We start from the raw sequence: 21,952 nt of genomic DNA, 5'->3' as shown, positions 1-21,952 counted from the left end.
CCAACACCGGAAGATAATTAATCCCATTTCGGCCAAATTTAAATATTACCAATCTGGGATTAACTTCATAGAAAGGTGGTGGCTTTATGACTTTTGAGTGGGCCGAAAGTGTCGGAACCAATATTCAGGTTGCCAGAGAAAAGAACGCACTTAGCCGTCGTGCTTTGGCTGAGATCATCGGAGTAATGCCAAATACAATTTGGCGCTGGGAATCTGGAGAAAGACAACCTGACATAGGCAACCTTTATAAGCTTGCGTATGCGCTAAAAACTTCAGTAGCTTTTTTCACAGGAGAGGTTTGTGATCCTAATTTACTTTCCAACGATATTAATAAGATGTTAGGTACGGATATACACCAACCCTGCGAAAATGAACCGGAGCACCCCAAACCAGCGGAACCTACTACATTTACTAACTTCATTCCAGCCCAATCCGCAGGGAGCACGCTACTCGCATCCACAGCAACAGTGCGGTTGCCGGCAAAAATCATCGAATCAATAGCGGCCTTAAACGGAGCGCTCACAGAGGCGGCGGGTCTATTCACGGACGATGAAGCAAGAGCGGCGGAAAGCCTGTTGCACCTGTGTCTGAAAAATTTTGAAGCAGAGCCAGAGGCTACACAGAAACAAGAGACGGCATCATAAGAATATTACTTCCGCATAAACAATGAAAAAATAAAAATCTAACAAAAGATGGTGATAGTTATGGCAGAAGAACAGAACAAGTTAACTGATCAGGAAAAGGTTCAAAAACTCGGTAACCCATGGAGATACATGGGTAAAATGGTTCGATTTCGAACCGATGTCTACTCAGTTCCTAAAAGTGCTAAGCTTTACAAATAAAATACTGGGAGTGGTATTTATGATAGAGCTAACTAAAAAATATTTTGTAGGATTAAATACAGGAAAGGATGAAAAATATACGGGAGATAAGTTTCTAGAGGCACTGTCAACTTATATGTGGGAAAAATATAAAACGGAAGATGTAAAGGAAATATATGAACACCTTGAAAATCATTTAATTGCTCGCAAGAAATTTGAGAACAATATTTTTACCAACCCAGACCACATTATCGAAATGCTACGGACTAAAAAAATGCCTCACTTGGTATTCGCAGATCTTCTTGGCTATTCGCTAAGTATTGATGATTTACAGACTTTTTTTGATAACATGGAACCACGCTTAGATATAGAGAGAGCACCTAGTCAAGATGATTACGAGATTAGCCGATAAATTGGATAATCAATTATGATTCCTGCCGCTGCGTATCTCAGAGTATCCTCTGACATACATATCGCCAATAAGTGGAATGCCGGGTCCAGCCTCGTGATGGTTATAGAGCACGACAACGAGAAAAAAATAGTAACGCTGAAAAAAACAGGGAGGTAGTAATATGGCAAGTCTCAGTCGGAAAATTGAATTTTACTGGCTTAACGTGAAACCTGATGCCATTAGGGAAAAATTTGAAGAAATCAAAGCACTACCATTAGATCTTAAAGAAGAGAAAAACAGTTTTTTCCCTGTTTCTGCTGAAGAAATATATCTTTCAATGCGATTCCCGGAAGATATTCCGGAGGAAGCAAAAAATACAGAGACCTATGGTACGATATGCTATGTAAGAAAATCGAATCTTCCGCATATAGATACCAAGGGAGTTGAAAGCAAAATTCCAATAGGCGATGATGCTAACGGCCTCTTGGAAAAAGCTCATTTTTTTATGGCACCGTTCACAATAGGAAATGATACTAGTACTATTTTATTATTAGAGATCTCGAGAGTAGCTCCCGGCATAATTATGTTTTTCAAGTATCTGTGCTATGGCAACGCTATGTCAGAACTTATGATTTACCGGCTCTTGAAAAAGAATGCTTTTGCCGAGCTTACAGGCAAAAAAGGCGTTTATCAGATAGATATAGAAGTACGGAAGGGAGCATCAAGCCTTGTCCCTGACGAAGCAGCTTCTCTAAAGGAATTAATTGAAAACGTTGAGAAGGCAGATGCTCAAACAGAACGAATTATATTGTCTGTTCAGGGAAAAGGAGCAACCCTTAACGAGGATTTTTCCGATACAGTAATAGCTCATATCAAAAAATTCGGCAAAAATATGTTTAAAAAGGCCCGCATCAAGTATATATCTAATGAGGGACGGAAAAAATATGTAGATTTGTTGGAAGGTAACTATGATAAAAACGTTTCCGCTCAAACAGAGGAGCGCAATGATAGATATTTAAACAGCAAGTCAATGTTCAATGCATTACTCAGGTTGTACAATAGAGAAAAAGCCGCACTTATTGGACTTGACGCTGTACTCATATGCCAGAAAGAACAAGAGGTGAAAATTAATGATGAAGAGGTGGAAGAGTAAGTACGATAGATATTTTCTGTCTTGTGATTTTATTATAGGGGTCATCTTCTCCACAATTTTATTTGCGTTTCTTGTTTATTATGACAAGTCACAATTTTATTATGAAAATAAAAAAGAACTGGCCCTACTACTAATTAATCTGGCAATTTCGCTTTTTGGCTTCGTGCTTACTGGTATCACTATATTGATTACCTGCATGCCGGAAAAACTAAAAACAGCGCTAAAAAACTCCGATAAAATTTTTTACAGCCAAATTTACGGAGTTTTTTTTCATCGCTGAATCTTCTTGGAATACTTACCATACTTGCGGGAATTTCAATTTTTACTGATAAGTTTAAATCTTTAATTTTATATTTAATTTTGACTTGTGCTATATTGCTTGTTTTGCGGCTTGCAAGATCAATTTGGGTCCTAAAACACATTATTATGATAGCTCGGAAATAACATTAACGCGTATAATGCCCTTGATGAAGCTATACAATATGATGTACCTTAGTTATCACGACATCGGAGTGGACAGCATAACACGTATGGCTGTTATGGATAAGATCCTTACGTCCCATTTTATGAAAGATGAGAACGGTCGTTTTGTAATTGAGGGCATAAAAACCCCACAAGATATTGTTGACTCCATTTTTACTTTTTCTCAGGGACTTTTGAAGATAGGCGATATGTCCATGTGGAAAATAGAACGGGCTAAGAGTAAATTTGCTGAAGACTTTAGGAGCAGCGTTGCCGAGGGAGTAAGAGGACGGCCTGTGAATTTCTCTTATCTGAATGAAGAGTATGACCCGGAAGGGCTTTATCCCATCGACTGCCGCGTGCAGTTAAAAACTGGACGCCCCGCATATATCTTCAGCATCACGTCAGCAGATAAAGCAAACTCGACAACTGCCACGATCTATTATTTCGAGAAGAAAAAACTGTATGTTCCAAGCTGCGCCGTACTTCACGATAAAATTGCAGAAAAACCGCGGCTGCGCCTCGAAGAAGCAGCCGACAAGATTCTTCAAAATCCTAGGAGCGCTGCGGAGCGATTAGATACATTCCTTATGAAATATGAAAATGCGGCATAATCCCCCACCCACGCGCTACATCCACAGTGAGTGGGCGTGGGGATTTTCTATATCAAGTCCACCGCCCGTTTTTTAACATTCGGCGACAGATGCGCATAGCGCATGGTGGTGGATATATCATTGTGCGTCATCAGCTCGCGGATGGTATTCAAGTCTACGCCGGCCATGGCGAGGCGTGAGGCAAAATCATGCCGCATGTCGTGCCAGCGAAAGTTTTTGATACCGGCCTTCTTCAACACCACATCAAAAGACTGATCAGCGTTGTCCAAATATCCGCCATCCTTTGGAGATGGGAACACTATCTCGCCGGGACTCTCTTTGCGCCACGCCTCTAAAACAGCTTTAACCTTCTTGCTCATTGGGATAACGGCAGTCTTTTTGTTTTTGGCCCATGTCGCCCGCAACGTGATGGTATCATTGTCAAAATCAATGTCGCTCCACAAGAGGTGAAATATCGCATTGCGGCGTATGCCTGTACCAAGCGCCGTCAAGATCAGCGGCTTAAAATAGTCGGCATATACCGTATCGCCAAGATCCGGCAAGTGCTGCCCCTTGGCGTGAGCGCGGGTGCGGGCGCGCTTGGCGCGCAGTTCATCCTCTCGCTCATCGAGCACGGCCATGAGCGCAGCGTATTCATCATCCGTGAGGTAACGGACCTTCTGCTCGCTGTCTTTCTCCGGCAGCTTCGAGAAGCCGCGCAGTGGGTTTGTTCCGATAAGCTTGTTCTTGAACGCATACGATAGGGCACCTTTCAACATATCCACGTTTCTATTGGCGGTCGCCGCGGTGACAGTCCTTATTCTTTGCGAGCGCCATTCTTGGATTTCAATAAAGGTTATACTTTCGACAGGGCGGTTGAATAGCCAGTCAAAATGTTTTTTGATGGTATCTATCGTTACTTGCCCGGTCTTATAATTCTCCGTGCAATAAGATGTATAATACTTCTCGATGAGGGTTTTTAGCGTGAGTTTCGGCTTGAATGTTTCGCCAGCCTGGATCTGCAAGAGCATCTCCTTGGCCCTCTCGCGTGCCATCTGCGGAGTGAGTACCATGGCGTCGCCGATTTTCTTCATCGTACGGCTGTTGGGCAACTTGACATCGAGATAATAAGTTTTTGTGCCGGATGGCGACACACGTAAGATAAGTTCGTTTATGAGCTTATCGTGCACGTTATATTTCTTGTCGGAAGGTTTGAGCTTTTCGACATAATTGATAGTAAGGTTGATATTGGCCATTGAAAAAATTGCACCTCCGGTACTCACTGGGTACTCACGAACTATATTGTTCTAGCTATATTATAGCAGGTGCAAAAATAATAAAAAGAGGGGTTTATCCAGTATTAGCAACATAAAATCATATTTTTAAAATTGCTAGTATATGACCGAAAATACCTAAAAAACTGGCTACGGATCCGAAGGTTACGAGTTCAAATCTTGTCCGGCGCGCCATTTTTAAGCAGTAACAAGGGGTTTCGGGTTATTCTCGAAAGCCCTTTTTTGTTTTTCGCAGGGCTCAGTGGAAGGGAACGGCGTCATTCGAGATGGAGAAAGAGGCGGCAAAAAAAGTTGACCTGGGAACAGGCAGCGTCGGATATCTGCTCTTCCGTCTCGCGCTGCCTGCGATCACAGCCCAGATCATCAATGTGCTTTACAACATGGTGGACCGCATGTACATCGGCCATCTGCCAGACATTGGTGCGAACGCGCTCACCGGCGTCGGGGTCACCTTCCCCGCTATCACCGCGATCTCCGCCTTTGCCGCGCTGGTCAGCATGGGCGGCGCGCCGCGGGCCTCAATCATGCTTGGTCGAGGCGACAAGGACACGGCTGAGCGTATCCTCGGCAACTGTATGACGGCACTGCTCATCGCGGCCTTCCTGCTGACAGTCATATTTCTGCTTTACGGTAAACGGATACTCCTTATGTTCGGCGCAAGCAGAGCCACGATAGAATATGGCTGGAGCTACATGCGCATATATTCGCTGGGGACAGTCTTCGTGCAGCTCTCTCTGGGACTGAACGCCTTCATCAACACTCAGGGCTACGCGAGGACCGGCATGCTTTCCGTACTGATCGGAGCGGTATGTAATATCATACTCGACCCGCTGCTTATGTTCGGCTTCCATATGGGAGTGCAGGGCGCGGCGCTGGCCACGATCATCTCGCAGGGCATATCGGCTGCCTGGGTGGTGCTCTTCCTCACCTCAGACAGAAGTTACCTTAATATAAAAAGATGCTATATGAAACCCAGATGGGATATATTGGCGCCTGCGCTCGCGCTTGGCGCGGCCCCCTTCGTCATGCAGTCCACCGAGAGCATCCTCAACATATGCTTCAACACCTCTTTGCTGAAATACGGGGGAGATCTGGCCGTAGGCGCGATGACCATCCAGGGCAGCGTGATGCAGTTTTCGATGTTCCCGCTGCAGGGCATGACGCAGGGCGCGCAGCCCATAGTCAGCTTTAATTACGGCGCGGGCAACATCGAGCGGGTCAGCGCCGCCTTCCGGACGCTCCTCCGCGCCTGTCTCGTTTACTCCGCCCTGATCTGGGCGTTCTGTATGTTCACGCCAATGCTCTTCATCACCATCTTTACCAAAGACGCCGCCCTCACGGAATATTGTGTTCGCTCCATAAGGGTCTACATGGCAGCCTCGCTCATCTTCGGAGCGCAGATAGCCTGTCAGCAGACATTTATCGCCCTGGGTAACAGCCGGACATCTTTATTCCTCGCCCTGCTGCGGAAAGTTTTTCTGCTGATACCGCTGATCTACATCCTGCCCAACATTTTCGAGGATAAGGTCTTCGCCGTTTTTCTCGCGGAGCCTATCGCCGATACGATTGCCGTCTGTACCACAGTCACAATGTTTTACCTCTCTTTCAGAAAGCTTAAAAGAGAGATACTGCTGTCGCGCGTGTTAAGAAACGCAGCCAGGGAAAACTGCGACGAATCTGCGCAGAAGTAGCGCACGTACTTTACTTTTCCTGTTCCAAGATAATGGAGATAAAAGAGCTGCTGGGTTCGTATCGCGAAGCGGTTGAGACTGTAAAGCAGAGGCCAGCTAGATTTTCTTGAACAGACAGAAGAACAGTGCCGCTATTATTGCAGCAATATAGAAAAGCACAATCAGCAGAGGGACGGCTATGCATATTAACAATGTCGCCGCCACTAGAAAAAACAGAATGAGCACGGGCACCATGAATAAACCGGCCGCGGCATTACCGGTCATCCACCAGCCTAGCCCCCACAACGTCCAGCAAGTGATGATGACAAGCGCATCAGTATGACGGTCAATAAAAGAGGTGATATTATTGCCAAACACAGCTTTATCCATCGGTCTTATCATCGGCGCCGCCCTCTCCCCGTTTTGGATCTGCTATAGGTTCTGCTTCCTTCACAATGTTATAAAAATCTCATGGCCATTCTTTTTTGCTTTCCATGCATGCGTACAGATATGATAATATGATGAGACAGTAAAAATAATAAAAGCGATGTATGGGTAAAAATTTAGAGTTTTATCAGCTTAAATATCGTATAAGCTCCGTAGAGAATGATTCCCAATATCGGCGCAGCTATCGCCAAAGCGGCCATGGCAACAAGAGTGAATATTACACCCATTGCGAGGCTTCCCGTATAAATAGTAGCAGCTGTCAAAGTTATAAATACGAGGACAACTGCCATTTTATTGATAATATCAAGAGAGGCGGTATCAAGTTTGCTCAATATTACGCTAGGTTTGGTCATAGGGACTTCCTCGCTTCCGGCTTTAATAATAGCATCGGCTCTGCCACAAAAAGCGTATCACAATTACAGAAAAAACGAGAGCCTGCGACTTAAAGCAACACCACTGGCATACAATTCCATGTCCCTTATGGGCAGACGTTGGATACCTGCTCGTTACAGAGCGGACGGCTGCCGGTACGGATGGCAGTATCATTGTACTTAGCGTCGTCCCGGCCTTTCCGACTCCTGTTTATCATGATGGTATTGATATCATAATTGGCCATCATGATTACTTTACGCTTACTTTCGCCCCATCTCTTTCGTGAGTAATCTATATTATACGAGCCGCTTCGCCCTATCTTTATCAAAACCGGCCGATCACTCGCATGTCTTCAATTCACCGCAGACGCCCGCGTAGTATTCTGAGAAGACGCTGCCCTTGTTCCAGAGGAAGGTAAAGTCATGTTCCATTTCAAAGTCCGCAAGTGGAATTTGCCTCAGCAGGCCGCTTTCTATTTCCTGGCGGACCGCTGCCTGATATAAGAAGGCTACTCCGCAGTCCTGGACCAGAAGACTGACGATGGTGTGCATATTTTCCACTTCGACGAGGTGAGAGAAGTCCGAGATGGAGAGATTGCGAGTCTCCAAGTTTTTTTCCAGGATGTCTCTAGTTCCCGAGCCCTGCTCCCTGGCAAGGAGCCTTTCCGGCAGCAGGTCGTCCAGCGTCTTTACATCTTTTATGAAGCGATGTCCCGCCGCGCAGACGGGGATATATTTTTCCGTCCGGTAGTGCAGCATGTCGTAGTCGTGCGACTTGAAATAGCCCTCCACAAGCGCGAAGTCGATCTCGCCGCCGCGAAGGTGGTCCAAGAGCAGGGAGGTGTTGCCATATTTGATATGAATGTCCGTCTCGGGATGTTTTTTAAGATACTGCGCCAGAGGCGAAACTATAACGTATTTGCCGATCGTAAGGGTCACGCCGAATATCAGGGCCTTTTTCTTTTCGTTGTATTGCCGCATACGCTTGATCATCGTGCTCTCGTCGTTTCGCAGCAGCATCATCGTTGAGAGAAGTACCTCTCCCGCGGGTGTCAGCTTTATTTTTTTCCCCTCGCGGGCCAGCAGCCTCACGCCGTATAGTTTTTCCAGGTAACGTATCTGCTGCGATACCGCCGGCTGTGTGATGTGCAGCTCCTCCGCGGCGTAGGTGAGGTTCATGTATTTGCATACGCTTAAAAATGTCTTTATTCTAAAATCCAGCATCAAAGCATCTCCTATTTTGTCAAACTACGATTTAGCTTTCAGCCTATCGATGATAAACGGCGTTTTTTTCTAAAAGCCTTCCTCTCTGAGGAAGGTGGATCGCCGCCGCTTTTGCGGCGAGACGGAAGGAGTGTTGCTCTGTTTGGAGCGGTTTCCGCGCCAAACAGAGCCCGCGGCAAAAGCCGCGGGAGAACATAAGGTCAACTCTCCCTCAGTCTCGGCGAAAAAACATCGCCGAGCCAGCTCCCTCACAGAGGGCGCCTTTAAGGACAAAGTCAAAAGATAAACTGCTACTTATCTCTGTACCCGCCAAAATAAAATGGCGTTTAGAGGTACGATTTGCCCTCTTTCTCCAATATCCAAGCCTTTAGCTGAAAAATTTCTTTTTCATCCATTTTTATCATAACCTAAATTTATCGTTTCATCAATATTTATAATTTTGAGTTTCAGTAAAACATGCTTATAATACGCCTATCATCGCTGATTATTAAGAAAGAGGGTTTAATGAAGATGGACTTTGTGAGAAAGAATGGATACGGAATTATGCTTTGCTTTGCGATCGCCGCTCCGGCCTGGTTTCTGGGAAAGATGTTTCCCATCGTCGGAGGCGCGGTCATCGCTATTTTGGCGGGGATGCTGCTGACGATATTTTTGAAGGATAAGTCAAAGGTCGATTCCGGCATCAAGTTTACCTCCAAGAAGGTGCTGCAGTGGGCCGTAATCCTGCTGGGGTTCGGAATGGACCTCAACGTCGTGTTACAGACTGGCAGGCAGTCGCTCCCGATCATTATCTGCACGATATCGGTCTCCCTGCTGGTCGCTTACGCGCTGCATAAGACGATGCACATTCCCTCGAAGATATCGATGCTGATCGGTGTCGGTTCCTCCATCTGCGGCGGCTCCGCGATCGCCGCCACGGCGCCTGTGATCGACGCCGACGAGGAGGAGGTCGCGCAGGCGATCTCAGTAATTTTCTTCTTTAACGTGGTGGCCGCGCTCGTATTCCCGGCACTTGGTCAGATGATCGGCTTTAACATCGCTTCGGGAGAGCCTTTCGGCATCTTCGCGGGTACCGCGGTCAACGATACATCTTCGGTGACGGCCACGGCCGCGACATGGGACAGTATGTGGAATCTCGGCTCGGCTACGCTGGATAAAGCCGTGACGGTAAAGCTGACGAGAACCTTGGCCATCATCCCCATCACTTTGATTTTAGCCACTACGTATGCGCGCAAGGAAAAGGAGGGCTACGGCGGCAAAGTTGACATGAAACAGATATTCCCGTTTTTTATCCTCTTCTTCATCGCCGCCTCCGTCATAACGACCGTGGCCGTAAGCTATGGCGTTTCGGCCTCCACGTTCGGCCCCGTAAAGGAGCTGAGTAAGTTCTTTATCATCCTTGCGATGGCGGCCATCGGCCTGAATACGAATATCGTCAAACTTATAAAGAACGGCGGCAAGCCTATCCTTCTGGGAGCCTCCTGCTGGGCGGGTATCACCGGGGTCTGTCTGGTCCTGCAGTCAGCGCTGGAGCTTATGTAATCCCGCGATCCCGACGGACGACCCTCTGTTACAGGCGGCGCAGAGGCCGCGATATATTGAGACTGCCCCCGCGCGGGGCAGTCTTTTTTTATCCCTGCAACGGCAAATGGTTTCGCGCCGCCGCTTTCGCCCACAGCTGTGGTTAAATAATTTATCCCGCCGCCCTGCCTTTCACTATGATGCCTTATAATAGGAGCAGTCTGACTATCTCTTAAGTTCAAGGACGCCGGCGGTGATGCGGAATGGATATAAAACAACTGAAACGTTTTTTGGATTTGTATGAAACGGGAAGTTTTACAAAAACGGCGGAAAATCTTTTCCTCTCCCAGCAGGCCTTGAGCAGCTCCATCATCACGCTGGAAAGGGAGTTGGGGCGCGCTCTCTTTGAGCGCACGCCCAACGGCATCGTGCCTACGGCGGTGGGAGATATTCTGCGCGACCTGTCTATCCCTCTGGTGAGGAATTTTGACGAAATGACGCTGGAATTAAGCGCCCGGTTCGAGAGGATCAAGGAACCGCTTTTTCTGGGGCTCGCGCCAGGCGTTCTACAGGCCTGTTCGCCCGACATGCTCTTCCGGTTCCGCGAAGCAAACCGGGATATCGAGTTAAAAGGCATAGAAAGCTCCGATACCGCCTGCGTTGAGAACGTCTTGAACGGCACGGCCGACATTGCGCTCTGCCCCCGCCCCCATGATATTACTGATATGGAATATATTCCCGTCGGTGAGGAAAGAATTTATGCCGTGGTCAACAGGGAAAGTCCGCTGGCAGGCAGAGGGTCGGTTAGCGTTGCTGATTTAAGAAACGAAAAGCTCGTCTCTCTTAACAAGTATTATGAGGTATATCATAAGCTCGTGGAGTGCTGCCGCCGTCACGGGTTCACGCCTGAATTTATCGTCGAAAGCGGTGAAAGCGGGATATTGCTGAGCATGGTAAAGATGAACATGTGTGTCTTCATCTGTATGGAATATATCACGCGGGATATGGATATGGAGCACTGCCTCAAGATACCGCTCGCGGACGAAGATATGGTGTGGAAATATGGACTGGTCCGCCGGAGGGGCAGGCCTTTAAGTCGCGCCACTGACAGATTTATCGATTTTATCGTACATCATACCTCACGAAACTGACGCCGCCCGAATATCCGACGGCAGCGCGCCGCGCATACGGCAAAAGCCGCCCCGGCAAAGAGTAAAAACCTTTCCATTACGCCACAAATTTATTTTGTGGTATCACCATTTATTGTTGTTGGAATTATAAAAAAAACTATTGGATAATCGTGGCATCAGGCAAAGAACATCTTTAGATCACGATTGAGTAACCGATGCTGTTAAAAATTTTATGATAACAGGGGTGCGGTCATGAAAATAGTACATACTGAGATACTGGTCATTGGCGGAGGCATCGCCGGATGTTTCGCCGCGATAAGGGCCAGTAAGATGGGAAAGAGCGTAGCCCTTCTTGATAAGGCGACGCTGCGGCGCGGCGGGAGCGTCGGTCCCGGAATGGACCATGTCTCTATCGGAGTCCATCCCGAATCGATAAGTTATGATGAGGCCAGGGAATACGCGGCGTCAGCGAAGAAGGATCTGGTGGACCCCAATGTGACTTTGGTGGTCGACGTGCACGCCTATGAGCGCGTGAAGGATCTGGAGGAGTTCGGCGTTCCTCTCAGGGAGGACGACGGAAGTTATTTTATCTGGCGTATCCCGGAACGCCATTTCTGCTGTATTTCATACAGAGGGGTGGACACCAAGGTCAAGCTTGGAAAGGCCGTTGAAAAAACAACGACAAAGATTTATGAAAGGACGATGGGCATCGAGCTTATCAAAGACGGAGGCCGCGTGATCGGCGCGGTGGGGCTTAACACGAGAAGCGGCGAGCTCACGGCCTTTATAGCCAAAGCGACGATACTCTGCACCGGAGAGACGACCAGGCAGTATATCGCGCCGGACGGCCCATTCAACACCTATTTTTCACCGACTAATACCGGCGACGCGGAGACGATGGCCTACCATGCCGGGGCGAAGATGGTCAACATGGAGTTCCTTTACTGGGATTATGTCACTGTCAGAGCCGGGGGCGGCATCGTCGGAGTCAAGCCGTTCGATAAAATGGGTAAGCTCATCAACCGCAACGGGGAGGTCCTGCTGAACACCCCAGAGGAGAGCATCATGCGCTGCTTCATCATGCAGAAGGAGATCATCGAAGGCCGAAGCCCGCTTTACTGGGATTTAAGGGACGTGCCCGAAGATGCCCTGAAGATGTATGAGAGGGAGATGTCGAACGAATATCCCATCACAAAGCAATGGTTTAAGCAGCGGAACCTTGATATAAGAAAGGACCTTATACCGATGAAGCTGGACCCCTGCTGCGTCATGGGAGGACCGCTCGTTGACGAAAGGCTGAGGACCTCCGTTCCCGGACTCTACGCCGCCGGAGCCACGACCGCTTTCGCGCGGGCGATAGTCGGAGCGAGCGTCACCGGGGATATCGCGGCGGAGGAGGCGTCGGTATATGCCTCCGCTATCGGGCAGCCCGAAGCGCCGGAGGCGTATCTGCGCCGCCTTGAGGAAGAGATATGCGCACCCCTGGCCAGGGGAGAGGGCATAAATCCCAAAGAACTGGAACTGGCCGTGCGGGAGCTCGTCACGAACGACGTCGGTTATTTCAAGAGCGAGAACATGATGGAATATGCGCTGGGAAAGCTCTTGGATTACAGGAGGGACTTTACGGATAAGCTTACGGCGGAGAGCCCCCACGAATTGATGCGCTGCTGCGAGGCCAGAAGCATCATCGATTACGCGGAGATGCATATCAGGGCCTCTTTGTACCGAAAGGAGACCAGATTCCGCCATCTGGCAAATTATGTCCACTACCGCACCGATTATCCCGACACCGATCCCGCGTGGGAGAAGTGGGTGGTCATCGAGAGGGACGACGGCGGCGAGATGACGATCGGGACCCGCGAGGTGCCTGAGTTAAAGGAGGCGTAAATATGAGCGTGGAGATCATCTATGATAAGTGTCTGAGCTGCGGAGCCTGCTATAATCACTGTCCGAACGATGTGATAGGCTGGGACGGCGAGAAAAAGAAGCCGGTCGTCGCCTACCCGGACGAATGCAGCCACTGCGGCGTCTGCGCGTTGGAGTGCCGCCACGGAGCCATCCGTCACACGATACCGCTGGCCTGTTATGAGGATATTACGGCGATGGCTCCGTCCGTAAACCAACCGGAAGAGTTCAACTGGCAGAAATGGCTTTGAGCGGCCGATAAGAGGCCCTTTTTCAGCTCCCAGTACCAGAATGGGTGTCTTTCGCCGCGTAAAGCCTGATAAATCCTGAGGAGGGAATAAAATGACAGAGGCCAATAAGAGTCATCCGTCAAATGAGAAACGCCGTCCCACTATGTTTGTCGCCCTTTTACCAATGATCGCAATGCTGTTTTTCGTCGGGGTGGGATTTCCGATACTGAAATTACCGATCCCCATCATCCTGCTGCTGCCGAGCGTGGTGGCGGCGATCGTCGCCTATTATCTCGGCTACACCTGGTCCGATCTGCAAAAAGCGATATCAGATAAGATCGGCCAGTCCACGGGCGCGCTATTAGTTCTGGTGTCGGTGGGGATGCTGATCGGCTCATGGATGATCTCCGGCACGCTGCCGATGATGATCTATTACGGAATACAGATCATCGACACACGGGTGCTCTATTTGACCGCCTTTCTGGCCACGGCGATCGTATCGGTTTTGTCGGGAACCTCTTACGGCGCGGTTGGGACTATCGGCATCGTGGTCATGAGTATCGCCGCCACGCTGCAAATGTCGCTGCCGATCACCGCGGGAGCGGTCGTTGCCGGCGCTTATTTCGGCGACAAGCTGAGCCCCCTGTCGGATACGACCGTGCTGGCGGCGGCGATAACGAATACGGATATCTACGAACATATCAGACATATGCTCTGGACGACGGTGCCGGCAAGCCTGCTGGGAATGGCGGTATATTTGATCGCCGGTTTCAACGGTTCCCAAGAGGCAGTCAGCTCGGAACTCGTCTCCACGATGATGACGCAGTTCAACCAGATCTATAACTGGAATATCTTGCTGCTGCTGCCGCTGGTGATCGTCATGGTGGGCAGCGCCATGAAGTATCCGACCGCGCCGCTTATGTTCGTCTCAAGCGTAGTGGCCTGTCTTTTAGCGATCTTTATTCAGGGTTTTTCTTTCAACGACGTCTGCTCCGCCTGCGCCAGCGGCTTCAACGTCAATATGGTGCACAAGGCCGGCTTCGACGCGGTGGCCGCCAGCTCCGCGGTGGTCAGGCTGCTGAACCGCGGCGGCATGAGCAGCATGATGGGGATACTACTGATAACGTACTGCGCCTTCGTCTTTGGCGGCATCGTCTCCTGCACGGGCTGCCTGGAGGTGATGCTGGAGAAGCTGCAGACAAAGGTAAAGACCGACGCCGGCATCATCAGCAGCACCGTCGCGGCATCCCTGCTGATGAGCATCATCGGCGGCGTCTCGTACTTATCCATAATTGTCACAGCGGAACTCTTCGGCGACGTATATAAGGCCAGAGGGCTGGCTTCCTGTAATTTATCACGCACACTGGAGGACTCTGGAACCGTTGTGACGGCGCTTATCCCCTGGACGGGAGGGGCCGCGTACATGGCCGCCACTCTCGGGATCTCCACTCTCGATTATCTGCCGTGGGCGATCATGAATTATACGGGCTTTATGTTCGCCATTTTTTACGCGGTGACCGGCATCAGCATAAAAAAGATCCGCAGCTGAAGCTGCGGCGGATAGCGGATAATCTTTGACTGTACAAAGAGAGGGATGGGGATGTTTTTATCCCCTTCCCTCTCTTACTTTTTACCGTTGTTCCTCAGTCTTTTATCCGGTGCCTGTCAAAGAAAGATATCTAAACGCCTCTCTGTCTTTTCGCCAGGAAGGCCTCCGCCTCTTCAAGGCCGGGAAAGCCTCTCTGGAGAAGGCTGCTGCGGATCACCAGCTCGGGATAATTTATCCCCGCCGTCTCTAAATCCCTCAGATGTTCGTCAAGCAGCGTCAGGGTCCGCTGTGAATAGGTCCACAGCTCCCCCAGCTGGTAGGTTTCCATCGAGGTCGTCTCCCCACCGCTCTCGTCCGCCGTGCGCAGCGGGCGCGCGTGGGCGGCGAGGAGCGGGTAACGTCTGCCGAAGGCCTCGTTCTGCGGCACGAGCCGCCCGATGATCTTCCAGCTCAGCGCCCTTTTTTCCTCGGAGACCGGCGGCAGGCTGGCCGCCAGCCCTCGGTTGGCCTCGGGGTCGGCGATACACATCATATAACCGTATTTTTCCGTCATCGGATTGTCTCCCCGCTCACGCGCCTGTAAAAGATCCTCGTGCCAGCTTTCCAGCAGCGGCCTGTTCCAGGCCATGAACTGGCTGCCGCGCATGATGCGGAAGGTCTCCCAGTCATCCTGGCATGGAGCCCGCCCGCCCTCGTTCCGCACCTGGTCGAAGAAGCGCCATTCAAGTCCGATTATTTCGTCGATCAGCTTTTCCATTTTCTCTACCCCACCATAACGCCTAAATTCCTTAGATAATCGCTCTTTATTCGCCGCATTATCTCCTCCGCGTGCGCGACCAGGAAGGTATCTTTCGCGGAGGAGAGCCCCTCTCTTTCCAGATGGCCGCCAACCAGGGAACAGATAGATTCTATCAGCGTTTCGCGGTCGGCTCCCGGTGAATAGAGGGCCTCAAGCCCGGCGACCGCCTCCTGGAGCAGCGGCAGGCGGCGCGCGCTGCGGAAGGCCCATTTGTAGTAGGGCGCGTAGCCGCGGTTAAGCAGATGCACGGCGGAGAGGGCGGCTTTGACGAACTCGCCCAGAGCGAGTGCCGCCGCCACCTCGTCGCGGTGCTTCATTATCCTGCCGTAGTTATATTGTCCCGCCTGCGCCATAACGAAAACTCGCGCCGCCAGTTTTTTCAGGCGCACGTCATCGGGGTAACAGGGAAGCAGGCCCTTCCTGACGCGGCTGAATTCCCCAAGTTCATCGCGGAATATTTCGCCGCCGGTGGCGGCGGCCAGCAGGTGTTCCGGGATGCGCAGCCAGGCGGCGGCGCCGGAGGGAATATCGCGGCAGCCCGTATATTGCGCGTAGAAACGGCTTATACGCATCACGCCGACTCTGTCCGCGCCCTGAGGCGTGGCGTTGCGGGCATATCCGAGGAACAACTTAGGCAGCTCCGCGTATAACCGCCGCAGCTCATCGCCAAATTCCTCGTCGTCTTCGTCCGTCAGCCACAGGCAAAAGCCGGGACCAAAGTCGTGGTCGCGCGAGAGTTCGTCGTCAAATCCGAGGCAGTCCGAACCCTGCCCCGCCAGCCCGACAGCGACGCGGCGCGCCCTTTCGCCAAGACGGCTCTCGATCAGAGGCGCGCCATGCTGTAGATAAAACAGGCGGCATAGTTCAAGTCCCTGCATTCCGATCCCCTCCAATATTCCTCTATCTGCAGGCCGATTCAGCCAGCAGGCGGAAACGCTCCGCCTCGTCGGCGAGGCCCGCGGCGGCGAAGGCCTTGGCGCAGCTGCGGCAGGCCGCCGCGTAGTTTATATTGCGCCCAAAACGCCCCTCAATATTGTTTGCCAGCCGGCGGTAGGCCTCGGCGGCCTCTTCGTACCTACCGCGCAGATATTCCAGCCGCCCACGGCAGGAGAGCGCACCGTCATAATGGGGATCGCCCGGCAGGAGGCGAAAGCCCTCTTCCGCCACTTCAAGCGACTTCTGCGCCTCGTCGAGCCGTCCCTCCGCGAGCAGGCAGAAGGCGATGTTGGTATTGCAGGTCGCCCTCTCGGAATCGACATCTGTCATCTCCGCCAGCAGACGCAGGGATTTTTCAAAATATTCCGCCGCCTCCTTCGTATTCCCGTCCCGCAGCAGAGCCTGCACCATATTGTTGTATAGGCTCGCGCGGCGGTAGTCGGAGGCCGGCAGCAGCTCCCGGTAACACTCCTCCACCCGCCTGTAAAGCGGCAGCGCCTCCGCGCTCTCGCCGAAGGCGGATTTAGCGGTGGCGTAGTTCAGCAGAGCCGTCGCGTAGTCGATGCTTCCGGCAAGGCCATTCTCTGAAAGCAGGGCTAAGGCTCTTTCCGCGGAGGCGTAACTTTTTTCTCTTTGGCCGCAGACGCGCCAAAAACCCGTCAGTTCGTTACGGCATGAGGCCTCCGCGAGGCCGTCGCCGCCTCTTTCGCTAACGGCTGCCGTCTCTTCCAGATACTGCCCGGCTTCGCCCACGCGGCCCCGCGCGAGCAGCTTCTCAAAGCGGCGCAGCACGTTTTCAATGTCCATAACCAAATCAGCCCTTTACCAAGATTGTTTAAGCCCAGTGTATATAAGAGCGTGAAATCTGACAAGGGTACGATAATAAAATAGTTTTTATTTCGCCGTAATGCTCATTCCAGTACCTGCGCGCCGCCGCCGGAGACGATCAGGGTCTGCCCCGATACCCAGGAAGACATCGGAGAGGCGAAAAACAGCACCGCCGAGGCGATATCCTCGGGCGTGCCAAGCCGGTGCAGCGGCGTCGAGGCCAGCATCTTACGTTCCATCTCTTCCGTGAGCACCGAAGCCAGAGCCTCGGTCTTTACCGCGCCGGGGGCGACGGCGTTCACGCGGACCGGGGCGACGTCGATCGCCATCTGGCGCGTCAGCGCGTTGACGGCAGCCTTTGAGGCGCTGTAGACGGATATATTCACGCTGCTCATGACGCTCGCCATCGAGCTGATGTTTACAATGGAACCGTACCCGGCGCGCTCCATATGGGGGAGGCAAAGGCGTGAAAATCTGAATATGCTGTAGACGTTGAGCCCGAATATTTTATTGACGTAATCGTCCGTAAGTCCGTCGAATACTTCCCTGCCGCCTCCGCCGCCGCCCGCGTTGTTGACAAGGATGTTTATCGCGCCAAAATCCCTCGCCGCCTCTTCAATTACCGCCTCGCTGTCCAGCTCGGCGAGGACGTCGCAGCGGTAGGCCTTCGTCTGTACGCCGCACTCCGAGGCGATCTCAGAGGCGGAGAGCGCCGCCGCGTCATAATTTCTGTCCAGCAGCGCGACGGCGGCCCCGGAGCGCGCCAGCATCATCGCGGAGGCCTTTCCGATCCCCACGGCCGCTCCCGTGACCACGGCTGCCTTTCCCCGTAAATCAATAAGTTTTTTCGTTATCATGGCAATTACACCTCTGTTTTATATTTTATCTGTTTTATGGTGGGCACGAATATAGTTCCGCCCACCACGCAGCGGTTCATACTTAAAATATATAGCGGCGCGTACGCGCCGGAAAGGCCAAATCACCCAGCGAAGCATACAAAAATGGCCGGAGTCATCTCCGGCCATTTCAGTATGTTTATCTTTTGTCCGTTTGCCGCTTTCGCGTCAGTCTTTCTTATCCTCGGAGGCCGCGGGCGCCGTCTGGTCGGCGGAGGCCGCCTCGGGCTTCTTTTCCTCGGGGAATATGGAGGCGTCCAGCACCTTCACATTCGCGCGGGAGAGCAGCTCTCCGTAGAATTTCTGCTGCGCCTGCTGCATCTTCTGGTTTTTGATCACCGCCGTAACGTCGCCGCTCACTTCGTCGAAGGGAAGCACTCGCTCGGCTGACTTGCTGCGCTTGATGGCGATGTAGCTGTGGCTCTCTCCCGCGCTCTCAACTGGCGTTACCTTATTCATCGGGTAATCCTTGAGGACGGCGAGTTCTTTCTGCTGCAGCATCTGGTCGGTTATGATCGTCGGCTTGTCATAGGAGGTCGCCATCTCGATGTCGTTTTTGTATTTCTCTATCTCGGCATCCCACTTCGCGCCGCCGGCGATGGCCTTCTGCGCCGCTTCGGCAGCCGCCTTGTCCTTGAAGGTGGCGATGTTGACCATCACGCCCGCGGGCTGCTTATAGAGGAAATTCTTCGCCGTGTCGTAGAAGGCGCGAACCTCCTTGTCGTCCACCGCGACATCTTTTTCGAGCGACTCCATGAGCTTCTGCATCTGGAGCTGCTTTTTGATATCCTCTTTTATCTGTTTTTCTGTGAGCCCGCTGCGCTTGATGAATTCCATAAATTCCTCGCGCGTGGGATAGCTGTCCATCGCCCTGGTGTATGCCGCGTTTATCTCGTCGTTGGGAACGTCTATCTTTCTGTTGGAGATCTCCTTCTGCAGCTCGCCCTGAATGATAATGCCGTCAAGAGCGGCCCTTCTGATCTGGGGGATGTCCGCCGAGCTGACATTGTTGCCGTACTGCTCGGAGATCTGCGCCGCGCCCTTTTCAAGCTCGGAACGCATAACATTCCGGCCGTTGACCTCCGCCACGGGATAATCGTGCATCCCGTCTCCGCCGCCCCTGTTGCCGCGGGTATAGAGCCCGTACCCCGCGAAGCATGAGGCCACGAAGAATAGTATCACTATTATCATTATTACTTTGGTATAGTTCCGCATAGTTCTCAGCAAGGGAAATCTTCCTCCTCAAAAATAATACACTTTGTTTATAACTTAGTTATGATACGCTAGCGCCCCGATACTGTCAAAGAACCGAAGCAAAATTACCGAGTTCGGCGTCCTTTTCCGCGATGTATCTCTCACAGCGGGCCGAGCAGGCCTCCACATCGGCGCCGATCTGTCCGACAAGCTCTTCCGCACAGGCAAACTTTTTCTCGCCGCGGATGCGTCCGATGATAAAGAGCCTCATCAGACTGTCGTAGAGACCGTAGTGAAAGTCTATCACGTGCGCCTCGCAGCGCGGCGCGCGGCGCACGTCGTCAAAGGTCGGGTTGCTGCCTATGTTGAGCGCGACGCCGCGCCACTCCCCCTCTATATATGAGATTGCCGCGTAGACACCGTGCGGAGGATATATCTTGCCCTCTTTGACGGAGATATTCGCGGTGCGGTATCCGAGCAGCCGCCCCCGCGCCTCACCCTGCACCACCCTGCCGCTGATAATGAAGGGATAGCCCAGGAGCTCGGAGGCCAGCGTCATTTCGCCGGCCAGGACGGCCTCTCTCGTCGCGGTGCTGCTCACCACCCGCCCCTCGACCTTGTAGGATGGTATGACGTCTAGCGACCAGCCGCGTTCCCGCGCAAGTTCGGCAAGCACGGCGGGAGTGCCGGAGCGCCCTCTGCCAAAGCGAAAGTTCTCGCCGATGACAAGGCCATCAACGTTGTATTTTTCCGCGATGTAGTCCACAAATTCACGCGGCTCAAGCGCCGCGAATTCATGCGTGAAGTGTATCTTCTCAATGCGCGGTATGCCGAGGTAGCGGGCGATCAGATCCCGCTCTGGCGGCGTAAAGAGCAGTTTGAAGTTGTCGCGGTTAAGAAGCATCCGCGGATGCCCCTCAAAGGTGATTACCCCCCAGCCGGTATCTCTTTGCGCGGATTCCCGCTTCGCCATTTCAAGAAGCCGGCGGTGTCCGAGGTGAAAGCCGTCGAAGGCTCCAAGCGCGTATATCATTCTGCGCCGCCTCCCTGGATTATTATGTTGACCTCCGGCGCCAGCTCAAAGGTCACCCCGCAGGGGGAGACCGCGCAGATGGAGAATATTTTCTCCGAGGCGACGACCAGCCTGCCGGCAAGCGGCGCGGTCTGTATGAGCGGGCGGCGTTTCAATCCCGCGAGCGTTATCTTTTGTCCATGGCTCAGCCGCTCAAAGGAATCGCCGTCCGCCTCGTAACCGGGAAAGAGTTCACAGAGGCTGGCGGCGGGGATCAGCTCCGCGGCAAGCTCTTCTCGGGACATTTCAAAAAGCACTTCCGCCTCTTTAGCCCTTTCAATGGAAAAGGGGCCGCTCGATACCCTCACGAGGCTGATGATATGGGCCAGCGAGCCAAGGCGTTCGCCGAGGTCGCGGGCAAAGCTGCGGACGTAGGTCCCCTTCCTGCAGTCGACGCGTAACTTCACCCTGCCATTATCGTCCAATGGGGAGAGGCGAGATATTTTCGTAAAACAGACAGGCTTGGCCTCGGGTATGACCGCCCTGCCGCCGCGCGCCAGAGCGTGGGCACGTTCACCGTCGATGTGGACGGCGGAGACCGCTGGCGGAGACTGCATGCGCCAGCCCATAAAGCCACATAGCGCCGAATCTATAAGCTCGTCGGTAATATGCCTCCACGGCGCGCGCGCCGTCACCTCGCCGCTCATGTCGTCGGTCGAGGTGGCGGCGCCGAAGGCGATCTCCGCCTCGTAGCGTTTGGGCAGCTCCATGACAAAGTTCGAGAGGCGCGTCGCCTGTCCCACAAGCACGAGCAGGAGGCCGGAGGCGGTGGAATCGAGAGTACCGCCGTGTCCCGTCTTTATCTTTTTACCAAGGATACCGCGCACCCTCTGCACACAGTAGGTGCTTCTGAGTCCCGCCGGTTTATTGAGCGGAAGTATTCCCGAAAGCAACATACTTTTCAGCCTCTTTTTTTACCGACGCGAGTGTATCCTCAAAATCGCCGGAAATTTTAGCGCCAGCGGCGTTCAAATGTCCGCCGCCGCCAAAGCAGGCGGCAAGACCGCGCGCGCTGTAGGGGGCGCGGCTTCTCACGCTGAGCTTATTATTGCCGTTTTTCTCCGCGAGGAAGAGCGCCACCTTTACGCCTTTGATACGCATCAGCATGTTGATGAGGCCGTCAAGAGCGTTGGAGTCGGCATCCGCACCGTCGATCTCAAAGCCGCGGAGCCAGAATAGGGCGCATTTACCGCCGGCAAAGAGCTCGGTGCGAGAAAAGGCAAGCCCCCAGAGATGCAAAATTTTATCAGTCATATTTTCGTTGATGCGGTCGTCGATCTCCGTCGGCTTCGCCCCAGCTTCGAGCAGGAGCTGCGCGCAGCCGTGGCTCTCCACCGAGGTCGAGTTGTAACGAAAGTTGCCGTTATCGGTCACCAGCGCCGTGTAGAGCGCAGAGGCCTCCCCCTCGGTGATGCCTTTGCCGTAGGCCGAAAGCAACGCGGTAATTATCTCCGCGGTGGCGGAG

General features: G+C 52.3%; 23 protein-coding genes. 10 read left to right on the top strand and 13 right to left on the bottom strand.

The window, feature by feature from the left end:
- Positions 1-86 precede the first annotated feature (86 nt).
- The 4 genes from LIO98_RS05570 to LIO98_RS05555 all read left to right on the top strand — a co-directional run bounded on the left by LIO98_RS05570 (position 87) and on the right by LIO98_RS05555 (position 3,441).
- Positions 87-644, top strand: a complete 558-nt coding sequence (locus tag LIO98_RS05570) for a helix-turn-helix transcriptional regulator (RefSeq protein ID WP_291953949.1) — start codon at positions 87-89, stop codon at positions 642-644.
- A gap of 217 nt (positions 645-861) precedes the next feature.
- Positions 862-1,233 (top strand): hypothetical protein, encoded by a 372-nt coding sequence (locus tag LIO98_RS05565; protein ID WP_291953946.1) that lies wholly within the window; start codon positions 862-864, stop codon positions 1,231-1,233.
- A 160-nt stretch (positions 1,234-1,393) separates the two neighbouring features.
- On the top strand, positions 1,394-2,365 hold the full coding sequence (locus LIO98_RS05560) for a hypothetical protein (RefSeq protein ID WP_291953945.1): 972 nt from the start codon (positions 1,394-1,396) through the stop codon (positions 2,363-2,365).
- 566 nt (positions 2,366-2,931) lie between these two features.
- Entirely contained in the window at positions 2,932-3,441 is a 510-nt protein-coding gene (locus tag LIO98_RS05555; RefSeq protein ID WP_291953941.1) for a hypothetical protein, read from the top strand.
- Positions 3,442-3,488: 47 nt separating this feature from the next.
- Here LIO98_RS05555 and LIO98_RS05550 read toward each other — a convergent pair whose 3' ends face one another.
- On the bottom strand, positions 3,489-4,676 hold the full coding sequence (locus tag LIO98_RS05550) for a site-specific integrase (RefSeq protein ID WP_291953938.1): 1,188 nt from the start codon (positions 4,674-4,676) through the stop codon (positions 3,489-3,491).
- 305 nt (positions 4,677-4,981) lie between these two features.
- Here LIO98_RS05550 and LIO98_RS05545 point away from each other — a divergent pair, with 305 nt between their 5' ends.
- Entirely contained in the window at positions 4,982-6,406 is a 1,425-nt protein-coding gene (locus tag LIO98_RS05545) for an MATE family efflux transporter (RefSeq protein WP_291953936.1), read from the top strand.
- Between the two features lie 96 nt (positions 6,407-6,502).
- Here the strand turns inward: LIO98_RS05545 and LIO98_RS05540 are convergent, their stop codons facing one another.
- The 4 genes from LIO98_RS05540 to LIO98_RS05525 form a co-directional block, all read right to left on the bottom strand.
- Entirely contained in the window at positions 6,503-6,787 is a 285-nt protein-coding gene (locus LIO98_RS05540; protein ID WP_291953934.1) for a hypothetical protein, read from the bottom strand.
- A 161-nt stretch (positions 6,788-6,948) separates the two neighbouring features.
- Positions 6,949-7,164 carry a hypothetical protein gene (locus LIO98_RS05535; protein WP_291953931.1) on the bottom strand — a complete coding sequence of 72 codons (216 nt, stop codon included), beginning with the start codon at positions 7,162-7,164 and terminating at the stop codon, positions 6,949-6,951.
- Positions 7,165-7,310: 146 nt separating this feature from the next.
- A complete protein-coding gene (locus tag LIO98_RS05530) occupies positions 7,311-7,451 on the bottom strand; it encodes a hypothetical protein (protein ID WP_291953928.1) in 141 nt (46 codons plus the stop codon).
- 91 nt (positions 7,452-7,542) lie between these two features.
- Positions 7,543-8,427, bottom strand: a complete 885-nt coding sequence (locus tag LIO98_RS05525) for a LysR family transcriptional regulator (protein ID WP_291953926.1) — start codon at positions 8,425-8,427, stop codon at positions 7,543-7,545.
- Positions 8,428-8,931: 504 nt separating this feature from the next.
- Here LIO98_RS05525 and LIO98_RS05520 point away from each other — a divergent pair.
- The 5 genes from LIO98_RS05520 to nhaC all read left to right on the top strand — a co-directional run bounded on the left by LIO98_RS05520 (position 8,932) and on the right by nhaC (position 14,762).
- Positions 8,932-9,969 carry a YeiH family protein gene (locus LIO98_RS05520; RefSeq protein WP_291953923.1) on the top strand — a complete coding sequence of 346 codons (1,038 nt, stop codon included), beginning with the start codon at positions 8,932-8,934 and terminating at the stop codon, positions 9,967-9,969.
- A 242-nt stretch (positions 9,970-10,211) separates the two neighbouring features.
- Complete coding sequence (locus tag LIO98_RS05515; protein WP_291953920.1) at positions 10,212-11,099, top strand: LysR family transcriptional regulator; 888 nt, start codon at positions 10,212-10,214, stop codon at positions 11,097-11,099.
- 231 nt (positions 11,100-11,330) lie between these two features.
- Complete coding sequence (locus LIO98_RS05510) at positions 11,331-12,965, top strand: FAD-dependent oxidoreductase (RefSeq protein WP_291953917.1); 1,635 nt, start codon at positions 11,331-11,333, stop codon at positions 12,963-12,965.
- A gap of 2 nt (positions 12,966-12,967) precedes the next feature.
- Entirely contained in the window at positions 12,968-13,234 is a 267-nt protein-coding gene (locus tag LIO98_RS05505) for a ferredoxin family protein (protein ID WP_291953913.1), read from the top strand.
- A gap of 91 nt (positions 13,235-13,325) precedes the next feature.
- The gene (nhaC, locus tag LIO98_RS05500; protein ID WP_291953911.1) at positions 13,326-14,762 is read left to right on the top strand and encodes a Na+/H+ antiporter NhaC; all 1,437 of its coding nucleotides are present in this window, start codon (positions 13,326-13,328) and stop codon (positions 14,760-14,762) included.
- Between the two features lie 130 nt (positions 14,763-14,892).
- On the opposite strand, the gene LIO98_RS05495 is transcribed toward nhaC, so the two are convergent.
- The 8 genes from LIO98_RS05495 to LIO98_RS05460 all read right to left on the bottom strand — a co-directional run.
- Positions 14,893-15,519: a DUF4125 family protein gene (locus LIO98_RS05495; protein ID WP_291953909.1), complete on the bottom strand. Its 627-nt coding sequence runs from the start codon at positions 15,517-15,519 to the stop codon at positions 14,893-14,895.
- 5 nt (positions 15,520-15,524) lie between these two features.
- Positions 15,525-16,439, bottom strand: a complete 915-nt coding sequence (locus LIO98_RS05490) for a DUF4037 domain-containing protein (protein ID WP_291953907.1) — start codon at positions 16,437-16,439, stop codon at positions 15,525-15,527.
- Positions 16,440-16,461: 22 nt separating this feature from the next.
- Entirely contained in the window at positions 16,462-17,304 is an 843-nt protein-coding gene (locus LIO98_RS05485; protein ID WP_291953905.1) for a tetratricopeptide repeat protein, read from the bottom strand.
- 104 nt (positions 17,305-17,408) lie between these two features.
- Positions 17,409-18,182, bottom strand: a complete 774-nt coding sequence (locus tag LIO98_RS05480; protein WP_363304004.1) for a glucose 1-dehydrogenase — start codon at positions 18,180-18,182, stop codon at positions 17,409-17,411.
- 207 nt (positions 18,183-18,389) lie between these two features.
- A complete protein-coding gene (locus LIO98_RS05475) occupies positions 18,390-19,448 on the bottom strand; it encodes a SurA N-terminal domain-containing protein (protein ID WP_291953904.1) in 1,059 nt (352 codons plus the stop codon).
- Positions 19,449-19,521: 73 nt separating this feature from the next.
- Positions 19,522-20,448, bottom strand: a complete 927-nt coding sequence (gene ribF, locus LIO98_RS05470; protein WP_291953902.1) for a riboflavin biosynthesis protein RibF — start codon at positions 20,446-20,448, stop codon at positions 19,522-19,524.
- Positions 20,445-21,383: a tRNA pseudouridine(55) synthase TruB gene (gene truB / locus LIO98_RS05465; protein ID WP_291953900.1), complete on the bottom strand. Its 939-nt coding sequence runs from the start codon at positions 21,381-21,383 to the stop codon at positions 20,445-20,447. Before truB ends, ribF begins: the two co-directional genes overlap by 4 nt.
- On the bottom strand, positions 21,352-21,952 hold a 601-nt coding region (locus tag LIO98_RS05460), incomplete at its 5' end, for a DHHA1 domain-containing protein (protein ID WP_291953898.1). The genes truB and LIO98_RS05460, both read right to left, overlap by 32 nt.

Origin of the sequence: Cloacibacillus sp. (assembly GCF_020860125.1) — a bacterium.
Taxonomy (GTDB): Bacteria; Synergistota; Synergistia; order Synergistales; family Synergistaceae; genus Cloacibacillus.
This window is presented reverse-complemented; position numbering and strand designations above follow the sequence as displayed.

Coding starts and splice junctions, on each gene's coding strand:
- LIO98_RS05480 (WP_363304004.1), bottom strand. CDS start 18,182: ATGATAACGAAAAAACTTATTGATTTACGGGGAAAGGCAGCCGTGGTC.
- nhaC (WP_291953911.1), top strand. CDS start 13,326: ATGACAGAGGCCAATAAGAGTCATCCGTCAAATGAGAAACGCCGTCCC.
- LIO98_RS05495 (WP_291953909.1), bottom strand. CDS start 15,519: ATGGAAAAGCTGATCGACGAAATAATCGGACTTGAATGGCGCTTCTTC.
- LIO98_RS05505 (WP_291953913.1), top strand. CDS start 12,968: ATGAGCGTGGAGATCATCTATGATAAGTGTCTGAGCTGCGGAGCCTGC.
- LIO98_RS05570 (WP_291953949.1), top strand. CDS start 87: ATGACTTTTGAGTGGGCCGAAAGTGTCGGAACCAATATTCAGGTTGCC.
- LIO98_RS05530 (WP_291953928.1), bottom strand. CDS start 7,451: ATGATGGCCAATTATGATATCAATACCATCATGATAAACAGGAGTCGG.
- LIO98_RS05510 (WP_291953917.1), top strand. CDS start 11,331: ATGAAAATAGTACATACTGAGATACTGGTCATTGGCGGAGGCATCGCC.
- truB (WP_291953900.1), bottom strand. CDS start 21,383: ATGTTGCTTTCGGGAATACTTCCGCTCAATAAACCGGCGGGACTCAGA.
- LIO98_RS05555 (WP_291953941.1), top strand. CDS start 2,932: ATGAAAGATGAGAACGGTCGTTTTGTAATTGAGGGCATAAAAACCCCA.
- ribF (WP_291953902.1), bottom strand. CDS start 20,448: ATGATATACGCGCTTGGAGCCTTCGACGGCTTTCACCTCGGACACCGC.
- LIO98_RS05485 (WP_291953905.1), bottom strand. CDS start 17,304: ATGGACATTGAAAACGTGCTGCGCCGCTTTGAGAAGCTGCTCGCGCGG.
- LIO98_RS05520 (WP_291953923.1), top strand. CDS start 8,932: ATGAAGATGGACTTTGTGAGAAAGAATGGATACGGAATTATGCTTTGC.
- LIO98_RS05515 (WP_291953920.1), top strand. CDS start 10,212: ATGGATATAAAACAACTGAAACGTTTTTTGGATTTGTATGAAACGGGA.
- LIO98_RS05550 (WP_291953938.1), bottom strand. CDS start 4,676: ATGGCCAATATCAACCTTACTATCAATTATGTCGAAAAGCTCAAACCT.
- LIO98_RS05525 (WP_291953926.1), bottom strand. CDS start 8,427: ATGCTGGATTTTAGAATAAAGACATTTTTAAGCGTATGCAAATACATG.
- LIO98_RS05490 (WP_291953907.1), bottom strand. CDS start 16,439: ATGCAGGGACTTGAACTATGCCGCCTGTTTTATCTACAGCATGGCGCG.
- LIO98_RS05540 (WP_291953934.1), bottom strand. CDS start 6,787: ATGATAAGACCGATGGATAAAGCTGTGTTTGGCAATAATATCACCTCT.
- LIO98_RS05565 (WP_291953946.1), top strand. CDS start 862: ATGATAGAGCTAACTAAAAAATATTTTGTAGGATTAAATACAGGAAAG.
- LIO98_RS05560 (WP_291953945.1), top strand. CDS start 1,394: ATGGCAAGTCTCAGTCGGAAAATTGAATTTTACTGGCTTAACGTGAAA.
- LIO98_RS05545 (WP_291953936.1), top strand. CDS start 4,982: ATGGAGAAAGAGGCGGCAAAAAAAGTTGACCTGGGAACAGGCAGCGTC.